General features: G+C 60.9%; 39 protein-coding genes. 14 read left to right on the top strand and 25 right to left on the bottom strand.

All coding sequences use genetic code 11. From position 1 onward, the window contains the following. Nucleotides 1-13 precede the first annotated feature (13 nt). Nucleotides 14-787, top strand: coding sequence for an SDR family NAD(P)-dependent oxidoreductase (locus tag KU887_RS20100; protein ID WP_069351934.1), 774 nt, complete (start codon nt 14-16; stop codon nt 785-787). A 648-nt stretch (nt 788-1,435) separates the two neighbouring features. Further along, the gene (locus KU887_RS20095; protein ID WP_077176171.1) at nt 1,436-2,113 is read left to right on the top strand and encodes a hypothetical protein; all 678 of its coding nucleotides are present in this window, start codon (nt 1,436-1,438) and stop codon (nt 2,111-2,113) included. 10 nt (nt 2,114-2,123) lie between these two features. Here KU887_RS20095 and KU887_RS20090 read toward each other — a convergent pair whose 3' ends face one another. Continuing rightward, on the bottom strand, nt 2,124-3,350 hold the full coding sequence (locus KU887_RS20090) for an acyltransferase (protein ID WP_034202283.1): 1,227 nt from the start codon (nt 3,348-3,350) through the stop codon (nt 2,124-2,126). Between the two features lie 491 nt (nt 3,351-3,841). Between KU887_RS20090 and KU887_RS20085 the strand changes: the two genes are divergently transcribed. Then, the gene (locus tag KU887_RS20085) at nt 3,842-4,078 is read left to right on the top strand and encodes a DNA-binding protein (RefSeq protein WP_258257515.1); all 237 of its coding nucleotides are present in this window, start codon (nt 3,842-3,844) and stop codon (nt 4,076-4,078) included. A gap of 63 nt (nt 4,079-4,141) precedes the next feature. Here the strand turns inward: KU887_RS20085 and KU887_RS20080 are convergent, their stop codons facing one another. The 21 genes from KU887_RS20080 to KU887_RS19980 form a co-directional block, all read right to left on the bottom strand. Further along, entirely contained in the window at nt 4,142-5,215 is a 1,074-nt protein-coding gene (locus KU887_RS20080; protein WP_258257513.1) for a tyrosine-type recombinase/integrase, read from the bottom strand. After that, the gene (locus KU887_RS20075) at nt 5,215-5,406 is read right to left on the bottom strand and encodes an excisionase (RefSeq protein WP_258257512.1); all 192 of its coding nucleotides are present in this window, start codon (nt 5,404-5,406) and stop codon (nt 5,215-5,217) included. The genes KU887_RS20080 and KU887_RS20075 overlap by 1 nt, the downstream gene beginning before the upstream one ends. Beyond that, nucleotides 5,403-5,588 (bottom strand): hypothetical protein, encoded by a 186-nt coding sequence (locus tag KU887_RS20070; RefSeq protein WP_258257510.1) that lies wholly within the window; start codon nt 5,586-5,588, stop codon nt 5,403-5,405. Before KU887_RS20070 ends, KU887_RS20075 begins: the two co-directional genes overlap by 4 nt. Before the next feature lie 44 nt (nt 5,589-5,632). Continuing rightward, nucleotides 5,633-5,950 (bottom strand): hypothetical protein, encoded by a 318-nt coding sequence (locus tag KU887_RS20065; protein ID WP_258257509.1) that lies wholly within the window; start codon nt 5,948-5,950, stop codon nt 5,633-5,635. Nucleotides 5,951-6,206: 256 nt separating this feature from the next. Continuing rightward, nucleotides 6,207-6,596, bottom strand: coding sequence for a DUF551 domain-containing protein (locus KU887_RS20060; RefSeq protein WP_258257508.1), 390 nt, complete (start codon nt 6,594-6,596; stop codon nt 6,207-6,209). After that, nucleotides 6,589-6,852, bottom strand: a complete 264-nt coding sequence (locus tag KU887_RS20055) for a hypothetical protein (protein ID WP_258257507.1) — start codon at nt 6,850-6,852, stop codon at nt 6,589-6,591. The genes KU887_RS20060 and KU887_RS20055 overlap by 8 nt, the downstream gene beginning before the upstream one ends. Nucleotides 6,853-6,885: 33 nt before the next feature. Continuing rightward, entirely contained in the window at nt 6,886-7,083 is a 198-nt protein-coding gene (locus KU887_RS20050; RefSeq protein ID WP_258257506.1) for a hypothetical protein, read from the bottom strand. Continuing rightward, nucleotides 7,080-7,547: a hypothetical protein gene (locus KU887_RS20045; protein WP_258255236.1), complete on the bottom strand. Its 468-nt coding sequence runs from the start codon at nt 7,545-7,547 to the stop codon at nt 7,080-7,082. The genes KU887_RS20050 and KU887_RS20045 overlap by 4 nt, the downstream gene beginning before the upstream one ends. Continuing rightward, on the bottom strand, nt 7,537-8,082 hold the full coding sequence (locus KU887_RS20040; protein WP_258255237.1) for an HNH endonuclease: 546 nt from the start codon (nt 8,080-8,082) through the stop codon (nt 7,537-7,539). Before KU887_RS20040 ends, KU887_RS20045 begins: the two co-directional genes overlap by 11 nt. A gap of 7 nt (nt 8,083-8,089) precedes the next feature. After that, on the bottom strand, nt 8,090-8,650 hold the full coding sequence (locus tag KU887_RS20035; RefSeq protein ID WP_258255239.1) for a hypothetical protein: 561 nt from the start codon (nt 8,648-8,650) through the stop codon (nt 8,090-8,092). An 8-nt stretch (nt 8,651-8,658) separates the two neighbouring features. After that, on the bottom strand, nt 8,659-9,360 hold the full coding sequence (locus tag KU887_RS34600; RefSeq protein ID WP_309138183.1) for a DNA methyltransferase: 702 nt from the start codon (nt 9,358-9,360) through the stop codon (nt 8,659-8,661). A gap of 25 nt (nt 9,361-9,385) precedes the next feature. Next, nucleotides 9,386-10,423: a DNA cytosine methyltransferase gene (locus KU887_RS20025; protein WP_375167909.1), complete on the bottom strand. Its 1,038-nt coding sequence runs from the start codon at nt 10,421-10,423 to the stop codon at nt 9,386-9,388. 31 nt (nt 10,424-10,454) lie between these two features. Continuing rightward, nucleotides 10,455-10,841, bottom strand: coding sequence for a recombination protein NinB (locus KU887_RS20020; protein WP_258257502.1), 387 nt, complete (start codon nt 10,839-10,841; stop codon nt 10,455-10,457). Between the two features lie 8 nt (nt 10,842-10,849). Then, a complete protein-coding gene (locus KU887_RS20015; RefSeq protein ID WP_258257501.1) occupies nt 10,850-11,503 on the bottom strand; it encodes a lambda exonuclease family protein in 654 nt (217 codons plus the stop codon). Further along, nucleotides 11,500-12,366: an ERF family protein gene (locus tag KU887_RS20010; RefSeq protein ID WP_258257498.1), complete on the bottom strand. Its 867-nt coding sequence runs from the start codon at nt 12,364-12,366 to the stop codon at nt 11,500-11,502. The genes KU887_RS20015 and KU887_RS20010 overlap by 4 nt, the downstream gene beginning before the upstream one ends. A 276-nt stretch (nt 12,367-12,642) precedes the next feature. Further along, nucleotides 12,643-12,852, bottom strand: coding sequence for a hypothetical protein (locus KU887_RS20005; RefSeq protein ID WP_258257497.1), 210 nt, complete (start codon nt 12,850-12,852; stop codon nt 12,643-12,645). Beyond that, nucleotides 12,849-13,175, bottom strand: coding sequence for a hypothetical protein (locus KU887_RS20000; protein ID WP_258257495.1), 327 nt, complete (start codon nt 13,173-13,175; stop codon nt 12,849-12,851). The genes KU887_RS20005 and KU887_RS20000 overlap by 4 nt, the downstream gene beginning before the upstream one ends. A gap of 21 nt (nt 13,176-13,196) precedes the next feature. Then, entirely contained in the window at nt 13,197-14,288 is a 1,092-nt protein-coding gene (locus KU887_RS19995; RefSeq protein WP_258257494.1) for a hypothetical protein, read from the bottom strand. A 53-nt stretch (nt 14,289-14,341) separates the two neighbouring features. Then, nucleotides 14,342-14,581, bottom strand: coding sequence for a hypothetical protein (locus KU887_RS19990; protein ID WP_258257493.1), 240 nt, complete (start codon nt 14,579-14,581; stop codon nt 14,342-14,344). Between the two features lie 30 nt (nt 14,582-14,611). After that, a complete protein-coding gene (locus KU887_RS19985; RefSeq protein WP_258257492.1) occupies nt 14,612-14,734 on the bottom strand; it encodes a hypothetical protein in 123 nt (40 codons plus the stop codon). Between the two features lie 175 nt (nt 14,735-14,909). After that, a complete protein-coding gene (locus KU887_RS19980; RefSeq protein WP_258257489.1) occupies nt 14,910-15,038 on the bottom strand; it encodes a hypothetical protein in 129 nt (42 codons plus the stop codon). A 597-nt stretch (nt 15,039-15,635) separates the two neighbouring features. On the opposite strand from KU887_RS19980, the gene KU887_RS19975 reads away from it, so the two are divergent. Then, nucleotides 15,636-15,917, top strand: coding sequence for a hypothetical protein (locus tag KU887_RS19975; RefSeq protein WP_258257486.1), 282 nt, complete (start codon nt 15,636-15,638; stop codon nt 15,915-15,917). A 41-nt stretch (nt 15,918-15,958) separates the two neighbouring features. On the opposite strand, the gene KU887_RS19970 is transcribed toward KU887_RS19975, so the two are convergent. From KU887_RS19970 to KU887_RS19960, 3 genes are all read right to left on the bottom strand, one after another. Then, the gene (locus KU887_RS19970) at nt 15,959-16,378 is read right to left on the bottom strand and encodes a CCDC90 family protein (protein WP_258257484.1); all 420 of its coding nucleotides are present in this window, start codon (nt 16,376-16,378) and stop codon (nt 15,959-15,961) included. Between the two features lie 79 nt (nt 16,379-16,457). Further along, entirely contained in the window at nt 16,458-16,718 is a 261-nt protein-coding gene (locus KU887_RS19965; RefSeq protein WP_258257482.1) for a hypothetical protein, read from the bottom strand. Nucleotides 16,719-16,750: 32 nt separating this feature from the next. Continuing rightward, on the bottom strand, nt 16,751-17,584 hold the full coding sequence (locus tag KU887_RS19960; protein WP_258257481.1) for a S24 family peptidase: 834 nt from the start codon (nt 17,582-17,584) through the stop codon (nt 16,751-16,753). 3 nt (nt 17,585-17,587) lie between these two features. Between KU887_RS19960 and KU887_RS19955 the strand changes: the two genes are divergently transcribed. The 10 genes from KU887_RS19955 to KU887_RS19910 all read left to right on the top strand — a co-directional run bounded on the left by KU887_RS19955 (nt 17,588) and on the right by KU887_RS19910 (nt 22,730). Next, on the top strand, nt 17,588-17,773 hold the full coding sequence (locus tag KU887_RS19955; RefSeq protein WP_258257480.1) for a helix-turn-helix transcriptional regulator: 186 nt from the start codon (nt 17,588-17,590) through the stop codon (nt 17,771-17,773). 96 nt (nt 17,774-17,869) lie between these two features. Next, nucleotides 17,870-18,244, top strand: coding sequence for a helix-turn-helix transcriptional regulator (locus KU887_RS19950; RefSeq protein WP_258257479.1), 375 nt, complete (start codon nt 17,870-17,872; stop codon nt 18,242-18,244). Beyond that, on the top strand, nt 18,241-18,429 hold the full coding sequence (locus KU887_RS19945) for a hypothetical protein (protein WP_060158614.1): 189 nt from the start codon (nt 18,241-18,243) through the stop codon (nt 18,427-18,429). Before KU887_RS19950 ends, KU887_RS19945 begins: the two co-directional genes overlap by 4 nt. A gap of 94 nt (nt 18,430-18,523) precedes the next feature. Continuing rightward, nucleotides 18,524-18,829 (top strand): hypothetical protein, encoded by a 306-nt coding sequence (locus tag KU887_RS19940; RefSeq protein WP_258257477.1) that lies wholly within the window; start codon nt 18,524-18,526, stop codon nt 18,827-18,829. A 23-nt stretch (nt 18,830-18,852) separates the two neighbouring features. Continuing rightward, the gene (locus KU887_RS19935) at nt 18,853-19,641 is read left to right on the top strand and encodes a helix-turn-helix domain-containing protein (RefSeq protein WP_258257476.1); all 789 of its coding nucleotides are present in this window, start codon (nt 18,853-18,855) and stop codon (nt 19,639-19,641) included. After that, the gene (locus KU887_RS19930) at nt 19,592-20,329 is read left to right on the top strand and encodes a replication protein P (protein ID WP_258257475.1); all 738 of its coding nucleotides are present in this window, start codon (nt 19,592-19,594) and stop codon (nt 20,327-20,329) included. Before KU887_RS19935 ends, KU887_RS19930 begins: the two co-directional genes overlap by 50 nt. Before the next feature lie 358 nt (nt 20,330-20,687). Further along, nucleotides 20,688-21,278 (top strand): recombination protein NinG, encoded by a 591-nt coding sequence (locus tag KU887_RS19925; protein WP_258257474.1) that lies wholly within the window; start codon nt 20,688-20,690, stop codon nt 21,276-21,278. Then, on the top strand, nt 21,275-21,706 hold the full coding sequence (locus KU887_RS19920) for a hypothetical protein (RefSeq protein WP_258257473.1): 432 nt from the start codon (nt 21,275-21,277) through the stop codon (nt 21,704-21,706). The genes KU887_RS19925 and KU887_RS19920 overlap by 4 nt, the downstream gene beginning before the upstream one ends. Nucleotides 21,707-21,872: 166 nt before the next feature. Further along, nucleotides 21,873-22,010 (top strand): hypothetical protein, encoded by a 138-nt coding sequence (locus KU887_RS19915; RefSeq protein WP_258257472.1) that lies wholly within the window; start codon nt 21,873-21,875, stop codon nt 22,008-22,010. Nucleotides 22,011-22,079: 69 nt separating this feature from the next. Beyond that, entirely contained in the window at nt 22,080-22,730 is a 651-nt protein-coding gene (locus KU887_RS19910; RefSeq protein ID WP_258257470.1) for a hypothetical protein, read from the top strand. Nucleotides 22,731-22,739 lie beyond the last annotated feature (9 nt).

Below are 22,739 nucleotides of genomic sequence, written 5' to 3'. Positions count from 1 at the left end.
ACGGGATGAACGCATGAACGACAACGGATTTCCGGCGGGCGCGGTACTCGTGTTCGGTGGCAGCGGCGGCATCGGGCAGGGCGTCGCGCTCGAGTTCGCGCGCGCCGGTGTGCCGGTCGCGGTCGGTTACCGCAGCAAGGCCGACGTCGCCGAGCGCGTGGCGTGCGATATTCGCGGCGAGGGCGTCGCGGCCACCACGCACTGCGTGGACGTGACCGATCCAGCGCAGGTCGATGCCGCGCTCGCGGCGGCGATCGACGCGCATGGGCGCGTGCATACGGTCGTCTGGGCGGCGGGGCCATTCGTGAACCAGCGCCATATCGGCGACATGACGCACGACGACTGGCGCCGCGCGATCGACGTCGAGACGATCGGCTTCTTCGTCGCCGCGAAAGCCGCGCTGCCGCATTTCCGTGCGTCGGGCGGTGGCTCGTTCGTGACGCTCGGCTCGGCCGGCCATCTGCGCTGGCCCGATCGCGACGGGCTGTCGGTCGCGCCGAAGGCGGCGAACGAGGCGCTGGTCAAGGGGCTGGCGCGCGAGGAAGGGCGCTACGACATTCGCGCGAATTCGATCCTGGTCGGCGTGATCGAGGCCGGGATGTTTCCGGTGCTGCTCGAGCAGGGGCAGTTCGACCCGGCGTGGATCGACGAGACGCGGAAGATGCTCGCGCTCAAGCGCTGGGGCAAGGCGCACGACGTGGGGCGCGCGGCGGTGTTTCTCGCGTCGGACCGGGCGGGTTACATCACCGGGCAGCAGTTGAACGTCTCGGGCGGGTACGGGTTGTAACCGCGTATCTCCGTTGCGCGTGACGCCGACCAGATGCATGCGCACGCATCGGTATTCACCCTGCCTCGTCACGCACGAGCGCGCATCAGCGCCGCTTGCGACCGGCACGAGGTCGCACTTTTGCAACGCTTTTTCAACGTATTCCTCCGCGCACGACTGATCGCGACGGCGATCCGCGTGCGCTGACGGCCGTCCGGCCTCGTCGTGCCTGCGTCGCGCGATCGGCGCGAGAGGCCGCCTTTCGCGTGTTTCGGTGCCGCTCGCCGAATACGGATACGTTCCTGAAACATTTCCCCTCGTTTGCGATCCGCGCCACGCCCTGTCCCGATGGGTAGCGCTTCTTCCGCTTCGGTCCGCGCCGCATGGCACGCCCTTTGCGGTTCCCCCGATGTCGCCCGCGCAGACGCATTTCGCCAGAACGATCCGCGCATCGGCGGCATGTAACGACATCGAAACAGACGGGGAATCGGATCGGGTCGCGCGCGCCGCGTGCCACGGCGCCTGCGCAGCGCATGTCGTATCGGCCATGCGCACCGCGCAATGCGTCCCCGATCCGTCGAACAGCAAGCGTGCTTGCAAGGTGTCGTGCCGGGGTTCGCATCGCGCATCGCGACGAAGGTCGCGTGTGCGTCGCGTCGCGCCCGGCACATGTCGGGGGAGACGCCCGTGAAAACGACAGCGAACCAATGGGCAGCGGTCGCGGTGATGTTCGTCGCGAGCGCGCACGCGCAGGAAATCTACCTGCAGGGCGGCACGCAGGGCGTCGGCATCGGCGCGGCCGTGAGCTTCAATTCGATGCTGGGCGCGCACGCGGATTTCAACGCGATCAATCTGACGCATGACTTCACGGTGGCCGGCAACCGCTATCAGGACGACCTGAAGCTGCGCCAGGGCGGCATCTATGCGGACATCTTCCCGTGGCGAGGCAGCGGCTTTCGCGCGACGCTCGGGCTGCGCTTCAACGACGACGAGCTTCACGGCGTGTCGGTGCCGACCAACGGAACCTACGTGTTCGGCGGCAAGCGCTATCCGGCGCTGCCGGGGATGTACGCGGTCGCGGAAGCGCGCTATCCGACCGTGATGCCGTATGTCGGGATCGGCTACGGACATCGACCGGCGTCGAAAGGGCTCGGGTTCGTCGCCGACATCGGTGTCGCGTACGGGATACCGAAATGTTCGTACACGCTGTCGCCGGAACTGGCCGCGGCGGCCGGACCGGCGAAGAGCCAGGTACTGGTCGCGAGCGGGCTCGACTCGCTGCGGCAGATGATGTCGCGCTACCGGTGGTATCCGGTCCTGCAGATCGGCATCTCGTACCGCTTCTGAACGCGCCCGGTCACGGCGCGACCGTTTGGCGCTCGCGAGCGGGTTCGGCCGCGCGGCGTGCTGCGCGTGCGTCGTTGCGCTTCGCGATGAACGGATGCTCGACGTAGCGGTAAGTGAGCAGCGAACACAGGACGGCAACCAGCGCGCAGACGAGCGCGAGCGCCCAGATGCCCGAGTCGTCGGTCGAATTGATCGGGAACACGAACTTGTTGAATGCGTGAATGATCATGTACACGATCACCATGTGGATCATGTAGATGCTGAAACTCGCGGTGCCGAGCAGCGCGAGCGGGCGGGTCTTGAGCACGCCGTAGAACGTGTTCCCGCATGCGATGCAGAAGAACACTGGAAGCAGCGGCAGCGCGCCTGCGATCGAATAGCGTTCGGCTGGCGACGGCGACATCGCGAGGATCAGCAGCGCGACGGTCGCCGCCGCCTTCGTGGCGAGCCGCGCGCGGATCGCGGGGTGCCGCGACACCTCGTAGGCCACGGCGCCGAACGCGAACAGCAGCGCCATCCCGCCGGGCGGCCCGAACAGCGCGGCGCAGGCGAGGACGATCGCGAGCGCGAGCAGCTTGCGCCATGCACGCGTGGCGACGAACCATGCGAGAAACGGAACGGCGACGTAGAACCGCCATTCGTACGCGAGGGTCCACCAGACGCCGCTCAGATAGGGCGTGCGCGCCGCTCCGTTGATCGGGAACGCGCCGAACCAGCCGAGCGAAACGGTCTTGAGCAGATCGGCCAGCAACTGCACCGGTGCGCCGACGGCGTTGCGGGGAAACCAGTAAAGCGTGCAGATGACGATGACGGCCGCATAAAACAGATAGAGCGGCGCGAGGCGTCGCACGCGCCCGACGAAGAAGGTCCGCACGTCGAGCGTGCCTCTGCATGCGCGCTCCCAGAACAGCAGCCCGGTGACCATGAAGAACATCGCGACGGGAATCGTCCCGAGATTGCGCAGGAAATCGGTGCCGGCGCCCCAGACGCCGGTCGACAGCAATGCCTGGTTGCACGCGAAGTGATGGAACACCACGGAGGTGGCCAGGATGCCTCGGAAGCCGTCGAGATTGCGGTAGCGCATCGACAGCGATTTGTCGACGGCCGCCCGGTAGAACGGCACGTGCCGGGCGACGCGCCACGCGATGATCGCCACGGCCGCCAGGCATGCCGGGAAGTAGAGTTTGTCGGGTGTCGGGGAGAACAGGGTTTGCAGGGCAGGCGTAACAAGGTCCACTGAAGAGCGTCTCGTGTCTTGGATCGGGATTTCAGGCACGGAGGGTCCGCGTCGATGCAAGGTCTTCTGCGCGCTTCGCACGGCGTTCGATCGCCGGTCTTGTCGTTCGATGGTATCAAACGATGTGCGACGGTCGCGGCTCGTTGTGCAACATGATGTTTCAGCGCGAACCGGTGCGACGCGCGTATCGGTCGCCGATGTCGCCAACGGCGGGTCGCGCCGCAAATTCCGTTCCTTGCCGCCGGACCTTCATCGTGGTCGACGCCACCCGACTGGCCATTTGGCCGGCTCCGGATCGTCCCGCTCCGGCTTACCTTGAGCGACAGCAGTTCGATGCGTCGGGCCAGCGGCGGAAGGGGGACGAATTCCTGTCGTCCGCTGCCACGGGCTCACGCCGACTCCAGGGTCCGTCCGGTCAGGAAGGTGATAGCAATGCTTGCAATTTACCTTCATGACGCTATCATTGATAGCAAATCTGGATGGAGGTAATCATGGCAAATCTTCTGGTGCGTAACGTGGATGACACTCTCGTTCAAAGCCTGCGCGAGCAGGCGGCGGCCAACGGCAGGAGCGCCGAGGCCGAACATCGAGCCATTCTGGCCGAAGCGCTCGGCCGGCCGAAGCGGCGCACATTCGCGCAAGTGCTGATGAGCATGCCGGAGGTGGGTGAAGACGCGGATTTCCAACGTATTCAGGATTCAGGCGAGGTCAGGCGTGTTTTTGATTGAAACATTCGATCGCCCGGAAACCCTTGTCGCATAAGGGCGTGTTCAGAACCTGTTCAGAATTCGTTAAGAACCCACCTTCACCCGAATAGGCTCGATTCCTCGTGCATCCGCATAGGTTTCGGCCGACGTATCCGACATGTGGCCAAGTAGAGCCTTCGTGTCGACGTTCCCCTGCTTGTCGTAAAGTCGCTTCGAAAGGCTCCGGATTTCATGGAACGACGGTGCGTTCTCATCCGGAATCTTGGCCTTTTTGCGGGCCCGAGCGAACGCTGCCGAGATGACCCCCAGTCCGACCGGTGCGCCCGGCACGGTGCCGTTCTTTCTGGTCGTGTAGTGGATCAGGTACTGGCTGATGACGCCAGTTTTCTTGCACTGCGTGATCACGTCCGCCAATGTCATCCCGATAGCATCCAGGCGCAGGCTCGTCGGAATTTCGACTACGACACCGGTCTTCTGCCGAGCGACGCGCGCATGCCCGTGCTTGATCCATGACCGCTCCCAGCGCGCGCAGGTTGATCGATCCTGTCCCGAGACGAGCGCGAGCAGCATCGCGTTTTCCAGCCAGCTCGAAACGGTCGGCGCCTGAGCGAGAATCTTCTGGAACGATTCCAGTGTCAGGCGGCTGCGCTTCGTCTTGAACTTGACACCTTCCGTCACGGCGGCCGGGTTGGAATCCATCCAGCCAAGTGACACACCGCGCCGGCAGACAGCCATCGCTCGAGCGCGGACTACCTTCGCCAGCGCGGTCTTTCCATCGGCGAGGATCGCTTCGATGATGTCGGCGAAGTGCTTCGTTGTCAGTTCTCGGCACTTGATGTTGCCGATCTTCGCTTCGAGCCGGCCATCTGCCAGCTTTCTACTTTGGGCGGTATTGTACTTCTCGGACACGGGCATCTTCTTGAGCAACTCGCTGAATGTCGGCGAATCGCTTTCCACGCGTTCGGCGAGCGTCTTTTTGCCTTCGGCGATCGACATGTTCGCCTCGGTCGCTTCGTAAATCGCTTGGGCAAGCGGCATGCGGCCGAGGATGTGCGTCTTCTTCGTGCGTGGATCGAACCAGGTGAAATATCCGGAGCGCGGCTCGTGAAGGTGCTCGGGCCAGTTAGCCCGAATGCGGATGCGCGGACGGGCGGCCATCATGCGATCCTATGGACGAGGCGAGGTCGAGCGCTGTCCTGGTAGACAGCGTTTTGCTCAACGTAATAGGCATTGCCGACCTTGATCGGCGGCGGGTAGATCTTGCCTTCCTTGACCCAGCGTGAGGCCGTACGCATTGCCGGCGCTGGGCTGAACTCTCGCGCGAGCCAGTCGCTCAGTCTGATCTTCATTTCTGTTCTCCCTCACTAGCAGGGGCGCGGCCATCCAGTGCGCGCGCGTAATCGGCGATCTTCATCGCCAATTCTTCTGCCGTCATGCCGAGCGCATCGGCAATCGCGTTGCATGCAAGGGCAGCATCCGAACGGGAGATCATCGGCACGCGTGCACCAATGCACGCATCGAAATCGGCCACTCTACTTCGGATGTAGTCGTACGCTTCGGTGTATGGGTATCGGCTCACGATCCTTCTCCCTGTCGTTGCGCGAGGGCGGCGTCAATCAATTCCACGCTCTTGAAAGCATGCGCGTTACCCACGCTTACACCGTTCTCATGGGCTACGATCACGCCGATGTCCCATAGCTCGCCCTCAGGAATGAATTCATGCACGATTCGCCAGCGCTCCGCATCCCGCTTATCCGCCGCAGCGGCTTCCAGCTCTGCCAGTAGGAGGTCGATAGCATTCCCGGCTTGGCGTAGCTTCTGCTGTTCCGTCCATGAAGTGCACGGCCCCCGCAGTTCTGTCGCCAGCGCCCGCATCTTGTCTTGGTCGATCATGCTTTCACTCCGATTCGGTCTAGGTTGCGGATGGCGTACTGTATGTTTTGCCGTCTCCAGCCGGGCATCAAGGGACGCTCTGATTGGTAGCCGTCCTGCCATTCCTCGCCGCAACCGGCGCACGTCACTGTCGCGCCGTACCATTCAAAGTACCGAACGAACATGCGGCGCGGACGTTCACACGTCGGACAGAGGTTGACTTGACACGTTTCCTCGACGGGCTCGGGAGCGTGGATATGCACGAAGTTCTCGGCGCTCACGACTTCTCTCCCTGATCGCTAGTGGGGGCGGTCGGCAGGGGCATCCAGTGGGTGACGCCTTTCATCTTGTTGCCGCAGATGGCAGACGTGCGCCATGTCTTCTCGCCTTCCGAATTCGGATGGTAAGCAGCCCAGAAAATCGTGCATGGCGCATATAGATGCATAAGCTGAGGATGAAACGCGCACCCGATGATCGGCGACCCATCCTTCGGCGCGGTCTCAATCGGCTGCCACGCCTCCCTGTCGGGCGTGGTGCGGCGATTCTCTTGCCACAAGGAAAACGCGACGGCGACGAGCATTTCCTCGCGCGTCAATGTCGGCACCTCCCGCATCAAGCCCTTCTCCATGTACTCCATGAAGCCGACGAACTCTTTGCGCTCATCCATGGTGCTTCTCCTTGAGGCCGCGCATCTTTTCGCACAAGCCGCAGGGACATGTAGCCAGTGGAAGCCCGGAGCCAACATGCACGTCGTTATCGTCGTATTGGGATGCCGCGTCAAACACGGCGTCTTGATGGACTTGTATTTGCTGGTTCGCCAGATAGGCAAGTTGCCGCATCTCGTTGACGGTCAGCGGGAATCGCTCGTTGCGGTCGGCGTACTCAATGATGAGTCGGCAGGTTTCTTCGGTGACTTGTCCCATTTCAGCACTCCGTCAGCATGTCATCGGTGATCTTCATGATTGGCTTTTCGTTAGGTTGTTGAGTTCGCGGCGCAGTTCGTCGGGATCGACTTCGAATCGGTGAACCACATTGCCGCCACCATACGGTTTCGGTCCTGCGAGTCGATACCCGCCAGAGTCGTCTCCGATGGATAGGCAATGACCAGTTCGGCCGGCGATTACTTCGATGAATACCTTCGATTTCGTGTTCATGATGAGGCTCCGGTGCGGGCGGCGTCTCGGTCGAGTCGCTCGATCTCGGCGAGGATCAGCGCGCCGGCCTTCACGAGGTTGCGGCGCGGCGTGGTCGGCTTCCACCAGAGCTTATCCCAAGGCCACGTGATCGGCGGGTCACCGTGCTTCAACTCGCTCACGGCATAGTTGCTAGCTGCGTACGCCAGTTCGCGCTTGGTGTATTTGTCGTCACGCTCCGGGGTCCAGCCTTCGGCTGTAACTTGCCGATGGCGTTCGGCGAGCACGTCGCGCACTGCGTCCGTCACCTCGGCGCGCGGCTCCGGCTGGCCCGGATGGGAAAGAAGAACGCGCGCGGCTTTGAGGAGCTGAGCATGCTGGCCGCGAACGGCATAAAGCATGTTGGTCGTCGCGTTCAGGTCGAGGCCAGCGTCACGGAACACGTCGAGGATCTGTTCGTCCGTCAGCACGTTGTCATTCGGCATGGCATACCTCTTTCGTTCCGTGGTTGGCGAATTCGCCGTGCAACATGACGGCTGCTAGGCAGTAGACTTCGTGCGCTTCTTCTGCCGATTCGAAAAGGCCGAGACGCTTTCGCTTTCCCCGGTATCGGATGTGCGAGGCCCATTTGCCGCTGGCACTGTGGTAATGCGCACCCTTCAGGCCGACCGAGTTGTTGCGGTTGAGGCTCTTATTCCATTGATTCTCAGCATGGCCGACCTCGCGTAAATTGCAGATTCTGTTGTCTGTCCGGTCGTTGTTGATGTGATCGAGAAATTCCTTCGGCCACTTGCCGTGCACCCAGAACCAGGCGAGACGATGGGCGCGAAAGATGAACCCTCCAACACCGAGACGGAGATAGCCGTGAGCGGAGACGTAGCCAGCCACAGACCCGCGCCGGATTCCACCAGATGCGGCCAGTCTCGTGAACTGGCCAGTCTCTGCGTCATATTGCACAATCTGCTTCAGCCGTTCGTGTGTGAGTACCGATTCGCCCTTGCAGCGCTGGAAATTGTCCATGGATGCCTCACTTAGCGGACGAGCGGGAGAGCGCGGCTTTCCAGGTGTTCCACGCATCGTCAACGCCGATCAGGTGGTACCCCTCGCCATCCCGCGTCGGGAGTGCCGCGAGCGCAAACTCGCCCATCGCCCACGCTTCGAAACGCTCGCGCATGGTCACCCCTTCCGCCCCCGTCTCGTTGGCAGATGCGGCGCGGGCTGGCGCAGTTTCGTCTGCGGGAAGAAACGCGCGAACTTGTCGCAGCAGATCACCGGACGCGATCGTAACGGCTTTGCCGATTGCGGCAGCTTCAAGAATCGGCTCCGCAATCTCCAATAACCGGATTGCGCGTGCCGCCCGCTCGTCCGCCGGCGAGGGTGCGGGAGTTTCGGCGCTGGGCCACCGATACTCGTCATCGGTGTCGCATTCCTTGATCGACTCTTCTCCGGACTGATTCGGAAGGAATGCCATGTCTAAGTCTGCGGCAGTCCCGTGTTCCCAGTTATCTCGCAACACACGAACAGCTTCGTCGACAGCATGTCGCTGCTCATCCGTCAGCGCATCAGCGCGGCTATTTTCGGTGGTCATGGTGATCCTCATGCGAAGTCGATTGCGCTTTGCTCGGCACGTTTCGGCGTGGACGTGAAAAGCGATTCCTGGCGCTGCGCGTCTTCGATGCGACGGCAGGCGATTTCGAAGTACTTCGGCTCGATCTCGATGCCCGTGAACTTGCGTCCGGCACGGATCGCGGCGACGCCCGTTGTTCCCGATCCCATGAACGGGTCGAGCACCATGTCGCCGTCCTCGCTCCAGAAGCGCATGAGCCAGTCGAAGTGCTCGAGCGCGCGGCTGCACGGATGGCCGTTTGCCTTCCGTCCGCGCGGCTGTACCTTCGGCGACATGCCTGGAATCAGATGGCAGCCCGGTCCGCTCGCGATCGGCTCGCCGAAACCGTAGGCGATCTCGTTTCCACCGAGCTTCCGCCCGATGTATCCGGGCATGACGTATTGCAGGATTTGTGCGACGAAGAACGGCATCAGCGGCGTGACGGCCGTCAGGAACCGAGGGTCGCTATCTGACCGCATCACAATCACCATGCGTTTCGGCAGCCGCATCGCACCGATCGCTTCCTCGAGCAGCTCGTACGGTCGATCGTGGCCCTGCAGCAGTCCGGCCGGCACGTTCGGCCATACTGGGTCGGTGATCACGACGTCGGCGCGCGGAAGTGTCTCGAGCACTTCCCGGCAGTCGCCGAGGAAAAGCGTCGCGTCACCGATCTGGACCTTCTCTGTCGTCATGGTGTTTGGTCCTCAGGTGTTCTCGTCATCGTTTGAGAAGGGTGAATGCTGTTGCAGCCACTCGCGGTACCTGGCCGTTTCCAAGGGCTTTAATGCGGTGTGCCCGATGGGCCATCCCATCAACCACTCGACCCATTCCGGGTTCAGTTGGCCACCGTCCGAAGCCATAACCGCGTGGTCGATCCGATCGTTCGAACGATCCTTCCCGCTCTTGCGCGTCAGCGCCGCCGGCGACGATCCTTTGCTCGCGCTCGCGCACGGCGTCGGCCACATTCCCTTGCGCGCCATCATCGCCAGCGTTGGACGTTCCGCAGCTCCCGGACTCGGGCTCTTGTTGACGCGGCCACTGCCCGCATCGATCGCGCAGGGCGTCGGATACATTCGCGATGACACCGCTTCGATCAGCGTTCCACCCTCGCGCCCCTTGCGTGGCGTGATCCGGCCTCCCTTGTCTGCAAGGCTGGCCGTCGGTGTGGGCCAGAGCTTCGCGGCGCTCGACAGACCCCACCCGGAACTCGCGCTCGCGCCCGGCATGTTGTGGTTCCCGTGCACGGTAGGCGTCGGCCACATAACCTCGGATCCAGATGCGTTCCCGTAGATGAGGGGCATCTGTATCGGCCGCAGATAGCACTCCCCATTCCGCATCGAACCCCATCGCGGCCAGGTCTCCGAGAACTCGTCCGAGTCCCCGAGAAGTGAGCATTGGGCTGTTTTCCACTTCGACTCCGAGGGGCTGAATCTCGCGAATGATCCGAGCCATTTCGGTCCAGAGCCCGCTTCGCTCGCCGTCGAGGCCGTCACCGGTTCCAGCTGCACTGACGTCTTGGCAGGGAAAGCCACCAGCCACGATGTCAACAATTCCGCGCCAAGGTCTGCCGTCAAAGGTTCGAACGTCATCCCAAATCGGGAACGGAGGAAAGGTGCCGTCGTTCTGCCGCGCGACGAGGACTGCTTGGGCATAGGGATCAAATTCAACGGCGCATACGCATCGGTTGTTCCGCAGTTGACCTGCAAGGATTCCTCCACCAGCGCCCGCGAAAAGATGAAGCTCATTCACCGTCATCCTCTAAATCAGTAGATCAAGCCTCAATGGCTCAAATCGCTGCAAACTCGACGCCGAGCGTTTCCGCCGCGTAGACTTCGATTTGCGTCACGTAGCGCTGGAACGTTTCCTTGTCCATCTGGCTCGTGCTCATTGGAGTCAGGCCAGCGGGACCGTCTTCCTTTGGCGCATATTGCTCACGAAAATACGTGTGCCACGCTTCCCGGCTAAACCGCTTGCCATCGACATAGGCTTGTCCGGAGATTTCCTCCAGGAGAGCCCAATAGCGGGCGTTAGCCTGCGTGCTACGCTTCGCCTGGTATTCGCCAATCTCGACCACGATCGGCCTACCAGACTTCGCGGCAGCCCCAGCAACAGCCTTGATGTAATCCACCATTCGCTGGGCGATGTCTTTGTTTCGGAGGATGTAGGTCGGCATGGCTTACCTCACGCTACTTTCTTGCTGAGAAGGGCGACGGCCTCGTTCACGCGTGCATCGAACGCGAGCAGCTTCTCGACCATCTGATCGATGAATGCTTCGTCACGCTCGATCCGCTTGACGAACAGGTGATTGCCGCCGTTTTCGAGGGCAGGGACGTACTGGATGAAGTCGCACCACTTCCGACCAGAAATCCACAGACCGCCCTGAATCTGGTGGTAGTACTCAGACACATCACCCGTGCGCAGCATGTCGATGATCTTCACACTATCAACCGGGCACTTGATCTCAATAAGCCCGTCGTCTTCGACGAGGCCATCCGAGCTGTAGCCGAAGCGGCGATCATCGGTCAGGATCACGCCAGATTCCGACGCCAAATAGCCTGTCTGCGCCTCGTATTCGATGCGTGCCTCGACTTCCAGTGCATGGCCGCGCTCAAGCGTCCAAGCCTTGACGGGCTCGCCGTACGGCTTGCCGCTGACGCGCTCGATTGCGAGGTCGTAGCAGTACTTGTCAGACGCGCCAGTCGGATCGCCAGCTTCCTTGCTGCCCGACTTGCGTGTAAGTACGGAAATGGCGTCGGCAAAACACGATGCGGTTGTTGCCCCGCAACGCGCGTCAAGCCATTCCTGCGTCCCTTGCTGGCAGGTGACGATGATCATTTCGCCTCCGCAGCGGCTTTGAAATCAGCGATCTTGCTTTCGACCAGCGCCTTGACTTCCTTATGCCCTTCGGTTGCCTTGACAGCACGCAGAGCAGCTGCGGCCACCGCCCAAATCTGGCGTACTTCCGCATCTGATTTTGCTTCGCGAACCTGCGTAAGGAATTGATCGACCAGCACTCGTTGGTCAACTCCGGGCGGCGGGTTGCCGTCTTTGTCATCGTCCTGTTCAGAGAGTCCAGTGATTGCCTTCAGCGTGTACCGTTCGAGATAGGTCTTCGTGCTGGCCCGAGCCTGGATCGCGTTCTTCGCGCCACCCACGTCCGGAGGACCGCCCATCGATACGCTTTCCTCGTGACCGTTCACATGGCGCAGATAGCAGGTGACTTCCATCCAGTCTTTCTCGTCGCGTGTCAGCTTCCACGACGACGACAGGCCATGTTTCGAAAGGGCGGGCGTAACGGCGTTCACCACGTCGTGAAGTTCCGCGTATTTCTTGCCCTTCAGCGGGCCGTCCGATACGTCCTTGCCCTTGGCGATCACGACTGCTTCAGCCTTGAACGCAGCGAACGCGATGTCGTAAGCCTGCTTGGCCTGCTTGGCTTCCCATCGATCCTGAAGCGACATGAGACGTTCCAGCCGATCCAGATCGGCGCCGCTTTCGACGGCAATGCGCAGCAGGTCGGCCGGCGTCGTCGTGGCGATCGCTGTTCCGGTGGGCTGCGCGACAGCCACCGGCAGTTCCGGACGAGCATCCGTTTCCATGTCAATGACAGCTTGTTCTGCAACGCGATTCATCGCTTGTTCCTCATATGCTTGTAACGTGTCGGCCGCGAGCCATGTCGGGCCGTCGTCGGTGTTCATGTTTGACTCAGTGCCGCGCGTACCGCGAGCGTGGAATCAGGGATCTAAGCAATGCCGATCGCGCATGCGAATGCGATTGCCATCGCGACGAGAATTCCGGCGACCGGGTTCCGCTCGAACAGGCGGTCGAGCGCGCCGCACAGATAGGTGATCGGGTTCATCGCGCAATCCCCGCGAGAAGTTCATAGGCCGGCGCGACGCCGCTGGCAATCAGCCACAGCGCGAAGATCAACGCGGGCTTAAACCAGTCGGGAAGGCTGTTGAGAGGGGCGCGCATCATGCCTCCTCAACGACCTGAACTTGATGCGCGATCAAGATGAACGGATGGCATCTTTCGAATTCGACGGTCTTCCCGACCAAGGTGTCGTGTGATTCGGCGTCGAGATCGCCAGATACCAGAAGATCGATATACGCTTCATCACCGTCTTCGAACCGGCACTTATGTGCCCCCCAATGCTCGTCGTATCTGAGGACTTGGACTTTCATTTCGCACCTCCTGCGATCGTCACGACCCGCACTGGCTCCGGCGCAGCCTCGGGCGCCTGCGTGGCGAGTTCGATAGCTGCGGCCGCTTCCGTCACGCGAAGGTATTGTTCGTCCGGCACGCTGAGCGTCGAGACGAGTTCGTAGAGGCCCGACAGCGCAGCGAGCATCGCCGGAGACGCCGCGAACAGCCGCGCGTAATCCTTCCCGTGTGGAGCCGTCGAGCAGTCGGCGACGAGCCAGCCAGCCGTGTCGACGTCGGTTCGCTTCGTGCGCACGTACCAGCCGCAGGCTTCGAGTTCGGGCCCGGTGGTGATCTCGCTCATGGTCTATCCTCGGTGTGGTGTTCAGACTTCGACCGGTTCGCCGTTTTCGTTCAGCGAATACCAGGTGTCTGCCTTGATGCCGTCTCGGCCGACGATCAGTGCATGCGCATGCAGGATTCGGCCGTAGTCGTCGCCGTCACCATCTGCATCGCGATAGACGAGGAACAACGCGGCACCATCGACGCCTCGCGCGCGGCCATCGAAACCGGATGCCGTGGCAGCCGAGTGGCGCCCGCTGGCCGTTGCCGCGCCGCGGTTGCCGCTGGCCGTTGCCGCGCCGCGGTTGCCGCTGGCCGTTGCCGCGCCGCGGTTGCCGCTGGCCGTTGCCGCGCCGCGGTTGCCGCTGGCCGTTGCCGCGCCGCTGTAGCCGCTGGCCGTTGCCGCGCCGCGGTTGCCGCTGGCCGTTGCCGCGCCGCTGTAGCCGCTGGCCGTTGCCGCGCCGCGGTTGCCGCTGGCCGTTGCCGCGCCGCTGTAGCCGCTGGCCGTTGCCGCGCCGCTGTAGCCGCTGGCCGTTGCCGCGCCGCTGTTGCCGCTGGCCGTTGCCGCGCCGCTGTCGCCGCTGGCCGTTGCCGCGCCGCGGTTGCCGCTGGCCGTTGCCGCGCCGCGGTTGCCGCTGGCCGTTGCCGCGCCGCTGTAGCCGCTGGCCGTTGCCGCGCCGCTGTAGCCGCTGGCCGTTGCCGCGCCGCTGTTGCCGCTGGCCGTTGCCGCGCTGCGGTTGCCGCTGGCCGTTGCCAGACCGTTGTCAGCAGTCGAGTAGGCCGGTGAATTCGGATCGATCGGCTTCGCGCGACTGAAGGTGTATTCGACCGCTGCCTTGATCAAGCCCGGCAGACTCAGTTCGACGCCGATCTTGATCTTCGAACTTGCGACCTTCGAATCTTCATCGTGACGAGACAGCGTGCCGCTCTGCTCGACGACGAAGAAACGCGACGTGTTCGGCGAGTAGTAGCGCAGTACGTCGAGCGGGTATTCGCAGGCATGGAAACCGGCCGCACATGCCTCGACATCGCCGTCGTGTGTGTATTCCTCGCCAGCCGCGTACTGGAAACCACGGCACTTCATGTCTGCGTCGAAGCCTTTGTACGAAACGATCTTCTCGGTGGTATCGCTCATGGGTGTCCCCGGTGATGGTGTGGTGTGATTGCCCGCAGGGCGGGAGCGGGTGGTCACGCGTCCGGATAAATTCCGGCGCGAATGTCGTTCTCGGTCTTGAACTTCCAGAGATCGGCCTCGCGATTCACCTCGACGCTGATCGTGCGGCGGTCTTTCGGCTGACCAGTCGCATCGCGATTGAACGGGTTCACGGTCTGCTCGAAGTTGCGAGTTTTTTGGCGACGCTTGCCGGTGGCCGGGTCTATCCAGCTCACGGTGCGCTTGGCGCCAATCCTGTCGAACGTGATGCGCATCGTCTTTCTCCTGTAGCGGGAGGGGTTGGGTCAGTGCCGGTGGTGCTCGTCGTTGCCGATGTGCTTGATTGCGTCCTCAACGAAGATCACGATCGCGACAGCAGCGAGGATCAGCAGCGCGATCGCGCCGATCAGGAGGCGGGTGGTGGTCATTCAGGAAGCCCCATATAACGGGGAGTGCTATATCCGACTTTCCGCAGAGCGGAATCGACTACGACACGCACGTCTTCGGGGAGGGCCACACGCGACGTCACCTTGAGCAGTGCGCAGGTCAGTTCGCATGTGATCGAGATAGCCGCAGTTTCAAGCGGCGATTCAGCGTTCTGCATCACTCCCTCCGGTCTTCAAGAGCTTCACGCTCAAGCTGTCGTTCTTCATCGGTCAGCGGTTTGTCATCGCCGTACCAGTCGTCCAGACCAGCAAGCCGCCAGTCGTCAGACGGTTCAATAATTCGCATGTCTGGACTCCTAAATAGGTGCCGGTTACGGTTCCGGAACGATCGACTTAGCGCGTGCCGCCAGCGGTCATCGTCGGTTTGAACTGCGCTCAAGGAATGGCACTGGTTCAATGCCATTCGATCAGGGCAGTCTTCACGGCTGGCGCCTCGAAGTTACGAAACGCCAGCCGTCAAAACTGCTTCAGCGCATCGGCCTGGCTACTCCCGACCTAGTGCCGGCTCCAGGTCCGATGCGCACATCACAGGCTTTCTCGCTGCGAGCTCATGTAGTCAAACCTCGACCTAGCGCGGCTCGCGCGTCCTGCGTAACGGCCTGATACGGCCGGTAGGGCGAGTCCCGAGGGAGGCCCTACAAACTTCAGTTGTTAAGGAACGATCCGCCGGGGCGGTGGCAGCGCAAGTGCTGCGGTGAGTGCATTATGGCAAATGCCATCGCTGAGTGCAAGTGCAATTGCGATTGAAATTTGTAACAGGTCGAAGGAGGGGCGCAAAAAAGTGCGCAGGTGCGGGCGACGTCATGCCGTCCTGATAAGCTTGCGAGTCTTACATGTACAAGGCGGGGCTGCTATGGGGTATCGGTCGTGGAGTGATGCCGATTTGATCAACGCTTACAACGATCGCCGCCTGAAGCGCGCCATCGGCTCGAAGGTGACGCTCCGAAATGTACTCTATTGGGGTTACGTTGGGATCGGCTGCCTTTTTCTATTCGCCGTGGTCGCGGAAGCGCTTAGTTGCGTGCCGGTTGTTTTTCAGGTGGTATTTCTGGCAAGTCTGCCAGCGATGCCAATGGCGTACTTCGGGCTTCGGGCGAACCGACTTAAGGAGCAGGATTTTGAGGATCTTCTGCGCGAGCTTCAGTGGCGGGGATATGCTGACTAGAGACCGAGAAATGAAAAGCCCCGCAGTGGGCGGGGCAGGCTTTACTTGGTCGGAGTGGCCGTAACTTGGGTAGGCGCGTTTGGACCGGGTTGCAGCTGAACGGGTATCACGATTGGTGCCACGGCCGGCGATGTGGCTTGTTTTACGTCGTGAGATTTATTTGCGTTCCAGATCGTGAACAATAGTCCAATTAATCCGATCAGAAACGAAGTAATGATTGCCCATATCGCCGTATGGGACCATCGACCATTCTCGGTGATCGATTTTTGAATTTCTGTTCGAATATCAGAAATAGATCGAATTGCTTTTTCGAAATCTGCTCGAAGAGTCTGAAATTCTGACTTCAATTCCGCGCGTAGCACATCCGAATCAGACTTTGTAGACAACTTCTCAATGTCAGACTTTGTGGCAAGAGTCTGAACCAATTTTTCAAGCTCTGAAATCCTTGCTTCGTGATCCATTCCCCCTGATCCTCCTCCAGATCCTCCGTCTATTGTCACTCCAGGCGGATGAAGTTTGGATACAGCATAACGGAGCTCGCTAACGGTTCCCAATGGCGTTCTCCTTATCCATAGCCGCTTTCAAAGTGGCATATATTCTTTGAACCAATTCAAACTTGGCTTTGTCAACAGGGTCGGTGATCACGCCGTCGGTAGCACGCTTCTCAAATTCTCGCAATTCATCGAGTATGATGTCTTGCATTTCCAAGTACATATTCCTGTACACTTGCACTGTTCGCAACGCATCGACTAGCTGCTCAAGTGTATCCTTGTACTTGTCTTCAAAATTGTCGTCGGTCATTTGGCGTCTAATAGATCGATCATAGTGCTCGTTTAGTTACCGCCTGCAGGGCCGGATCCAGAGCGATACATGACCTCGCCGGCGATTTGCAGCCTCACGAGTTGGTCACCTCCTACAAATCGGTCCGGAAACTCTGGATTGTAGGAGTGTAACCGTAAGGCTCCGTCGGGCTCTTTGAAGATTTGCTTCACGAGCGGCTCATCTTCGAAGTACACCGCGTAGATGTGACCGTCACGGATATGCGTCTTGGTAGTGCAGATCATCATTAAGTCGCGATTGAACAGGTATGGCTCCATACTCCGGCCGTGTACCTGAACAAGCTTGCAGTCCTGCGGCTTTACTCCAAGTGCCTTGAAGAACCCTGTATCGAAGGGCAGTTCCTTCTTCTGTCGTACTTCCCACTGAATCAAACCTGTCCCCGCGCTGAATCTGTAGTCGTACCTATCCAGCCAGACGCGATGATCGTCCGGTGGTAGGTCGTCCGGGTGCTCCCACACCAGAACGTTTCCTTGGTCCTCGGGAAGTTTATGGATGCCAGGCTGCTGAACGGTGGCAGCGCTAGCTTCTTTCGGGCCGCTCTCTGATTCGAGCCACGCAGCATTGACGCCAAGCGCTCGAGCTATCGAAAGCAAATGTTTTGACCCCTGATTTCGCCCGCTTTCAACGTTGGCGATTGTGGTCTGCGATACGCCGGCGCGCGCCGCAAGCTGTGCTTGGGACATCGACTTTTCTTCCCGGGTATCGCGGAGGCGTTGAGCTAGTGATCGCATATGGCGATTGTAATTGTTTGAGGAAACGCTTTTGCCATCGAAAATTGCTTGCTGAGTGAGTGCAAATGCCATATTCTTGAGTGCATGAACGCTCAAGCCATGATCGCCGACCTCATGAGGTCCGGCCTTACCCAGATGGAGATCGAGCGCCGGTCCGGCGTCGATCAGTCGACCGTTTCCGGCCTGTACACCGGCAAGCGCGGCAAGCGCGTGTCGTACGAAGTGGTGAGCAGGCTGCACACCCTCCATACGGAGGTTTTGGGAAGTGTGCCCAAGCCGTCCTGACGCGCGTTTGCGTACGGTTCTCATGCAAAAAATTTTGCGCGTCGCTCGACTCGTAATTCCAGTCGTAACCCGGTTGTTTTTCTCTATGGAGTCTTGATGCTCTTACAGCCTCACTGCCAGCCTGCAGGCGGCGCCCATACGGCGCAGGCTGAGTTTGTGCCGCAGGAATCAATCGCCGAGTGCAGTTCTTTCCGTGATGCCGTGTGTCTCGCGTGGGAGCAGCGAGCCGAACGCGGCATGACGCAAAGAACGCTGGCTGAACGCCTCGATGTCCCGGCATCGCATCTTTCCAACATGTTGAACCGAGATCCGCTCGATCGCCATGGGAGGGCACGCCAGGATCTTCCGGCTCGGCTGATCGCGGACTTTGAAAGGGTCGTTGGCAACCGTGCCGTGTCTCAGTTCCTTGCGCGGATGGCAATGCTGACGTTGATGGAAGAGGTGATTCAGACGAGGGCGACGATGAAATGACCGAGGAGCAGGCGCTTCGGAAGGGCCGTGAGGCCGTTGAGGACGCCCGGCAACGGGTTGGTGACAACCGAAACGCACTGATTGAGGAGCTCAGTCGAGCAGCTATCGATGATCCCGAGCTGGCAACTGCATTCGCGATTGCCGGGCATCTGATCATCGAAGCTCAGCAGCAGACCAAGCAGTAAGGCGCGCCGGCTTCGGCCGGCGCTCTGAAACATGACAAAAGCGTTCTCACAGAGATCGTTTCTGCCCTGATTCAGTACTCCTATCGGAGGCCATATGGCCGACTTCTACAGCCCGATCTCGGGACAACGCGTCTCCGAGACGCAGTACGAAAGCTATAAGACCATTTCGGTCGAAGAATTTTGTGCCACGCAGCGGATGGTCATGGGGTGCTTTGACGCGCCCGACGTTCTTCTCACGCGAGAAGAAATCTCCGCACGCACCAACCTCAAGCTGTCGAGCGTCTGCGGTCGTGTGCGCGAACTGCTGGACGCTGGCCGGCTGGAAAAACGCGGCTCCCGCAAGTGCGTCGCGACGGGTAAGTCGCAGGAACTGATCGGCTTGCCGGTGGAGGCGCAGTGAGCATCCAAGCAATGAGCTGGGCGATGGAACAGCAAGTCGTCACTGACGCGTCGGCGCGCCACGTGTTGCTTTGTCTCGCCAACTATGCAGACCACCGCGGCAAAGCGGCGTTTCCGTCCGCGGCGACGCTTGTTCTCGACACGGGCCTGTCCGAACGCACCGTGCGCGCAAAGCTGGACGCGCTTGAGCAGATGGGCGTCATTCAAAAGGGAAACCAGGCGGTCGTGGCAGCTTACATCGAACGCGGCGATCGTCGCCCTGTTTGCTATGACCTGAACATCGAACGGCATGCAACCGCTGCACCCCGTGACGAACGGGGTGCAAATGACGCAGCCACGGGGTGCAATCCATGCAGCCACGGGGTGCAAATGGCGCAGGAACGGGGTGCAGCCACTGCACCCAATACGTCCAGTAAACCGTCAAGTAAACCGTCAATAAAAGAAAGTAAGCCGCGTGACGCTTCGCGTCCCGCAGCGATCCGCGCATCGAAGCCGGCGAAGGTCACATTGCCAGCCGATTTTGCGATTAGCGAACGCGTCCGGAACTGGGCGGCAGAGAACGGCTATGCACAGCTCGAAAAGCATTTCGCCGCCTTCGTTCTGAAGGCTGAATCGAAGGGCTACACCTACGCGAACTGGGATTCCGCCTTCATGACGGCTGTTCGCGAGGATTGGGCCGGCCTGAACGGCAAGCCGGCCGCACAACAGCAACGCGCCGGGAAGTTTGACCCGGTCGCTTACGTCAACCGAAACAGGATCAGCAATGGACGCACTCACGACGTCATCGACGTTGAAGCCGAGCGTGTGGCTTGAACCTCGGCCGCAGTTGGATGGGATTTCTCTGATGGACCACCTTTTCAACCGCCTCGATGGCGCGTATCCGAATCGATGGCGCGCAGCATTCGCGGACGCTCGTGCCATCGCGAATTGGACCGAGACGTGGTCCGATGCGTTCGACGAAGAGGGTATTACGCCCGATCTGGTCGCTGCCGGCCTACGCGCGTGTCGACGCAAGTTCGACTGGCCGCCCTCGCTGACTGAGTTCCTGTCGCTTTGCAAGCCTCCGATCAACGTCGACGTTGCGGTGTACGAGGCGATCGAGCAGATGCGGGCTCGTCAGTACGGGAAGGACGTGTGGTCGAACCCGGCGATTTACTGGGCAGCTGTCAAGGTTGGGGAGTACGACATGCTCAGCCAGACGTTTTCTCAGATCAAGCCACGCTTCGAGCGGGCACTTAGCGCGATCCTCGAGGGAAACGTGCTGCCGGTGCCCGAGCGCGCGCCGGCACTTCCTGCTCCTGGTAAGGGGTACTCGTCTCAGGAATATGGGCGTCAGCGACTGGCAGAACTCAACGCGTCCGGCGTGCTTCGCACGGCTCCGGCAGGCAGAAACATCGGATGGGCTCAGAAGATCATCGCCGAAGAAGAGCGTACCGGGAAGGTACAGGCAAATCGGCTGCGCATCGCGCGCGAAGCAATTGCTGCAGTGGGTGCCGCATGACCAGGTTCAGGCGCATTGTCCTGTTGCTTCAGGAGCGTGGTCCGATGACGACGGCCGAGCTATCGGCTGCGCTCGAGATGGACTCAGGTGGCGTGAGTGACGCCATTTCACGGGCACGCAAGCGCATGAAAACGAAGCGGATCTACATCGCGGAATGGGTTCGACCAAGCGCAGATATTCGGAGCGTGGCAGTTTGGGCTGTTGGAAGCCGTGAGGACGCCAAGGTAACGCGAGTCTCGGCGAAGGCAATCGAGAGGCAGCGAATCGCTGACCAGGCACGACAGGAGAGGGAAACACTCCGTCGCGTCGCCGCGCTAGGCTCCAATCCGTGGCGTACCTGCATTGTCCAGGTGGCCGCATGATCGGTGCCAGTCGTCAAATGATCCGCTCAACCGTAAAGCCGAAGAGATGCCGAGAATGCGGTGTCGTGTTCACGCCGGCGCGCTCGATGCAGAAGGTTTGCTCGCCGGCGTGCGCCATTGCGCTGACCGAGAAGGAAAAGGCGCGCAAACTGGCTCGTGCGCAGCGCGCCGAGCGCAAATCGCTGCGGGACGCGCTGGAGAAGGCCAAGACGCGCGGCACGCACCTTCGGGAGCTGCAAGCGGCATTCAACGCCTGGATCCGAGCTCGTGACGCCGGGCAGCCCTGCATTTCGTGTGGCCGATTCCATCAAGGTCAGAACCATGCGGGGCACTACCGTTCGGTTGGTTCCGAGCCGGCGCTTCGATTTGAACCGGATAACGTCCACCTGCAATGCGCCCCGTGCAACACCCATCTTTCCGGCAACCTGATCGCCTACCGTGCCAACCTGGTCAAGAAGATCGGAATCGAGCGTGTTGAATGGCTGGAAGGTCATCACGTCCCGAAGAAGCTCACCGTTCAGGAGATTCAAGAAATGAAGACTTTCTACCGTGCCGAAGTTCGGCGAATGAAGCGGGAGGCTGCATGAGCGAGTTCCGAACCATGGAAGAGAGGCTCGACAACTGGGGAGCAACGGTCCGCTCGCCGCGGTTCAAGCCGGAGGTCTGCGCGCAGTGGGCGCGTCTGCACGTCGCGCTACGCGACAGGGCGCTCGCCGAGATGACGATCCCGCCCGAGCAGAAGGACGGATGGCTAATCGAGGCAGCATGGTCGTCGATGCCGAACCATGTCGCGAAATGGGTGCTTAAGTACACGTACGTCTGGCGTATGGCGCCGGACCAAGTGCAAACTCGTCTTCGTAAGGCGCACAAGGCCGTTTTGCGTGGCCGCCACTTTGACCTTGTGCTTGCCGACGCGCATCGATCGTTGTCGCAATGCATCGCAAAGCTAACCGCTGATTCGGTGATCGGAAAATTCGCTTCGAATAGTTGTAAACCGCTGGATTCTGTTCTATGATCATCGTCAGATTACTGATTCCGCCTCGCGCGTGAGCTTTTGCTTCCCGGTTGGGAGGCACAGGCGCGAGAAGACGAAGCCCCGTTGGCAAAAGCCACGGGGCTTTTTGCATTGGGCCGCCGATATGTGCTTCCGCATCCTCGAATCCCGAATGTACCGAGACCCGATGCTCGTGCTGGAGGCGAAGCAGGAAGCCGCGGCGCGTGAACGGCGACGTCGGGCCGAGCGAATCGCGCCGAGTGTGGCGCGCCGCGCGGCCGAATCCCTTTTCGAGATCCCGCCGCGGCCCGATCCGGAGCCGTGATTCCCGCTCTCCGCGCAATGCGGATGGCAGCCGGGAACAGACCGGCACGAACATTTCAGGTTGAATGATATGGCGCAGGAAAAGAAAGCCGCGCCGGACTGGGAGCGCATCGAAGATGACTACCGGGCCGGCGTGCTGTCGGTTCGGGAGATTGCGGCATCCCAGGGCATCACTCACGGCGCGATCAACAAGCGCGCAAAGCGTGACGGCTGGGAGCGCGATCTCGGGAAACGCATACAGGCAAAGGCCGACGCGCTGGTATCCAAACGTGAGGTATCCACACAGGTATCCACGAAAGCGGCGGTATCCGACCGTCAGATTGTCGAGGCCAACGCCGAGGTAATCGCACGGATTCGACTAGCGCATCGCGGGGACATCGCGAGGTCGCGCCGGGTGGCGATGGCTCTCTTGGATGAGCTCGAGGCGGTTACAAACGATCCGGAACTGTTCGAGAGATTGGCGGAACTGGTGCTTGATACCGGGAGCGATTCCGAATCGAAGCTGATGGACGCATACCGCAAGGTAACGTCGTCGGCTGGCCGTATCGACAGCATGAAGAAGCTGGCCGAGACACTGAAGACGCTGATCGGGCTTGAACGCGAGGCATACAGCATTGGTGCCGAAACGGGCGCAGGTGCGGGGAATGCTGCCAAGGCACTCATCGCCGTGAGCGACCCGATCGAAGCTGCGAAGCTGTACGCCCAGTTGATGAACCCATAGCATGCCCAT

This window comes from Burkholderia sp. EMB26, from assembly GCF_024730645.1.
Lineage (GTDB): Bacteria > Pseudomonadota > Gammaproteobacteria > Burkholderiales > Burkholderiaceae > Burkholderia > Burkholderia cenocepacia.
This window is presented reverse-complemented; position numbering and strand designations above follow the sequence as displayed.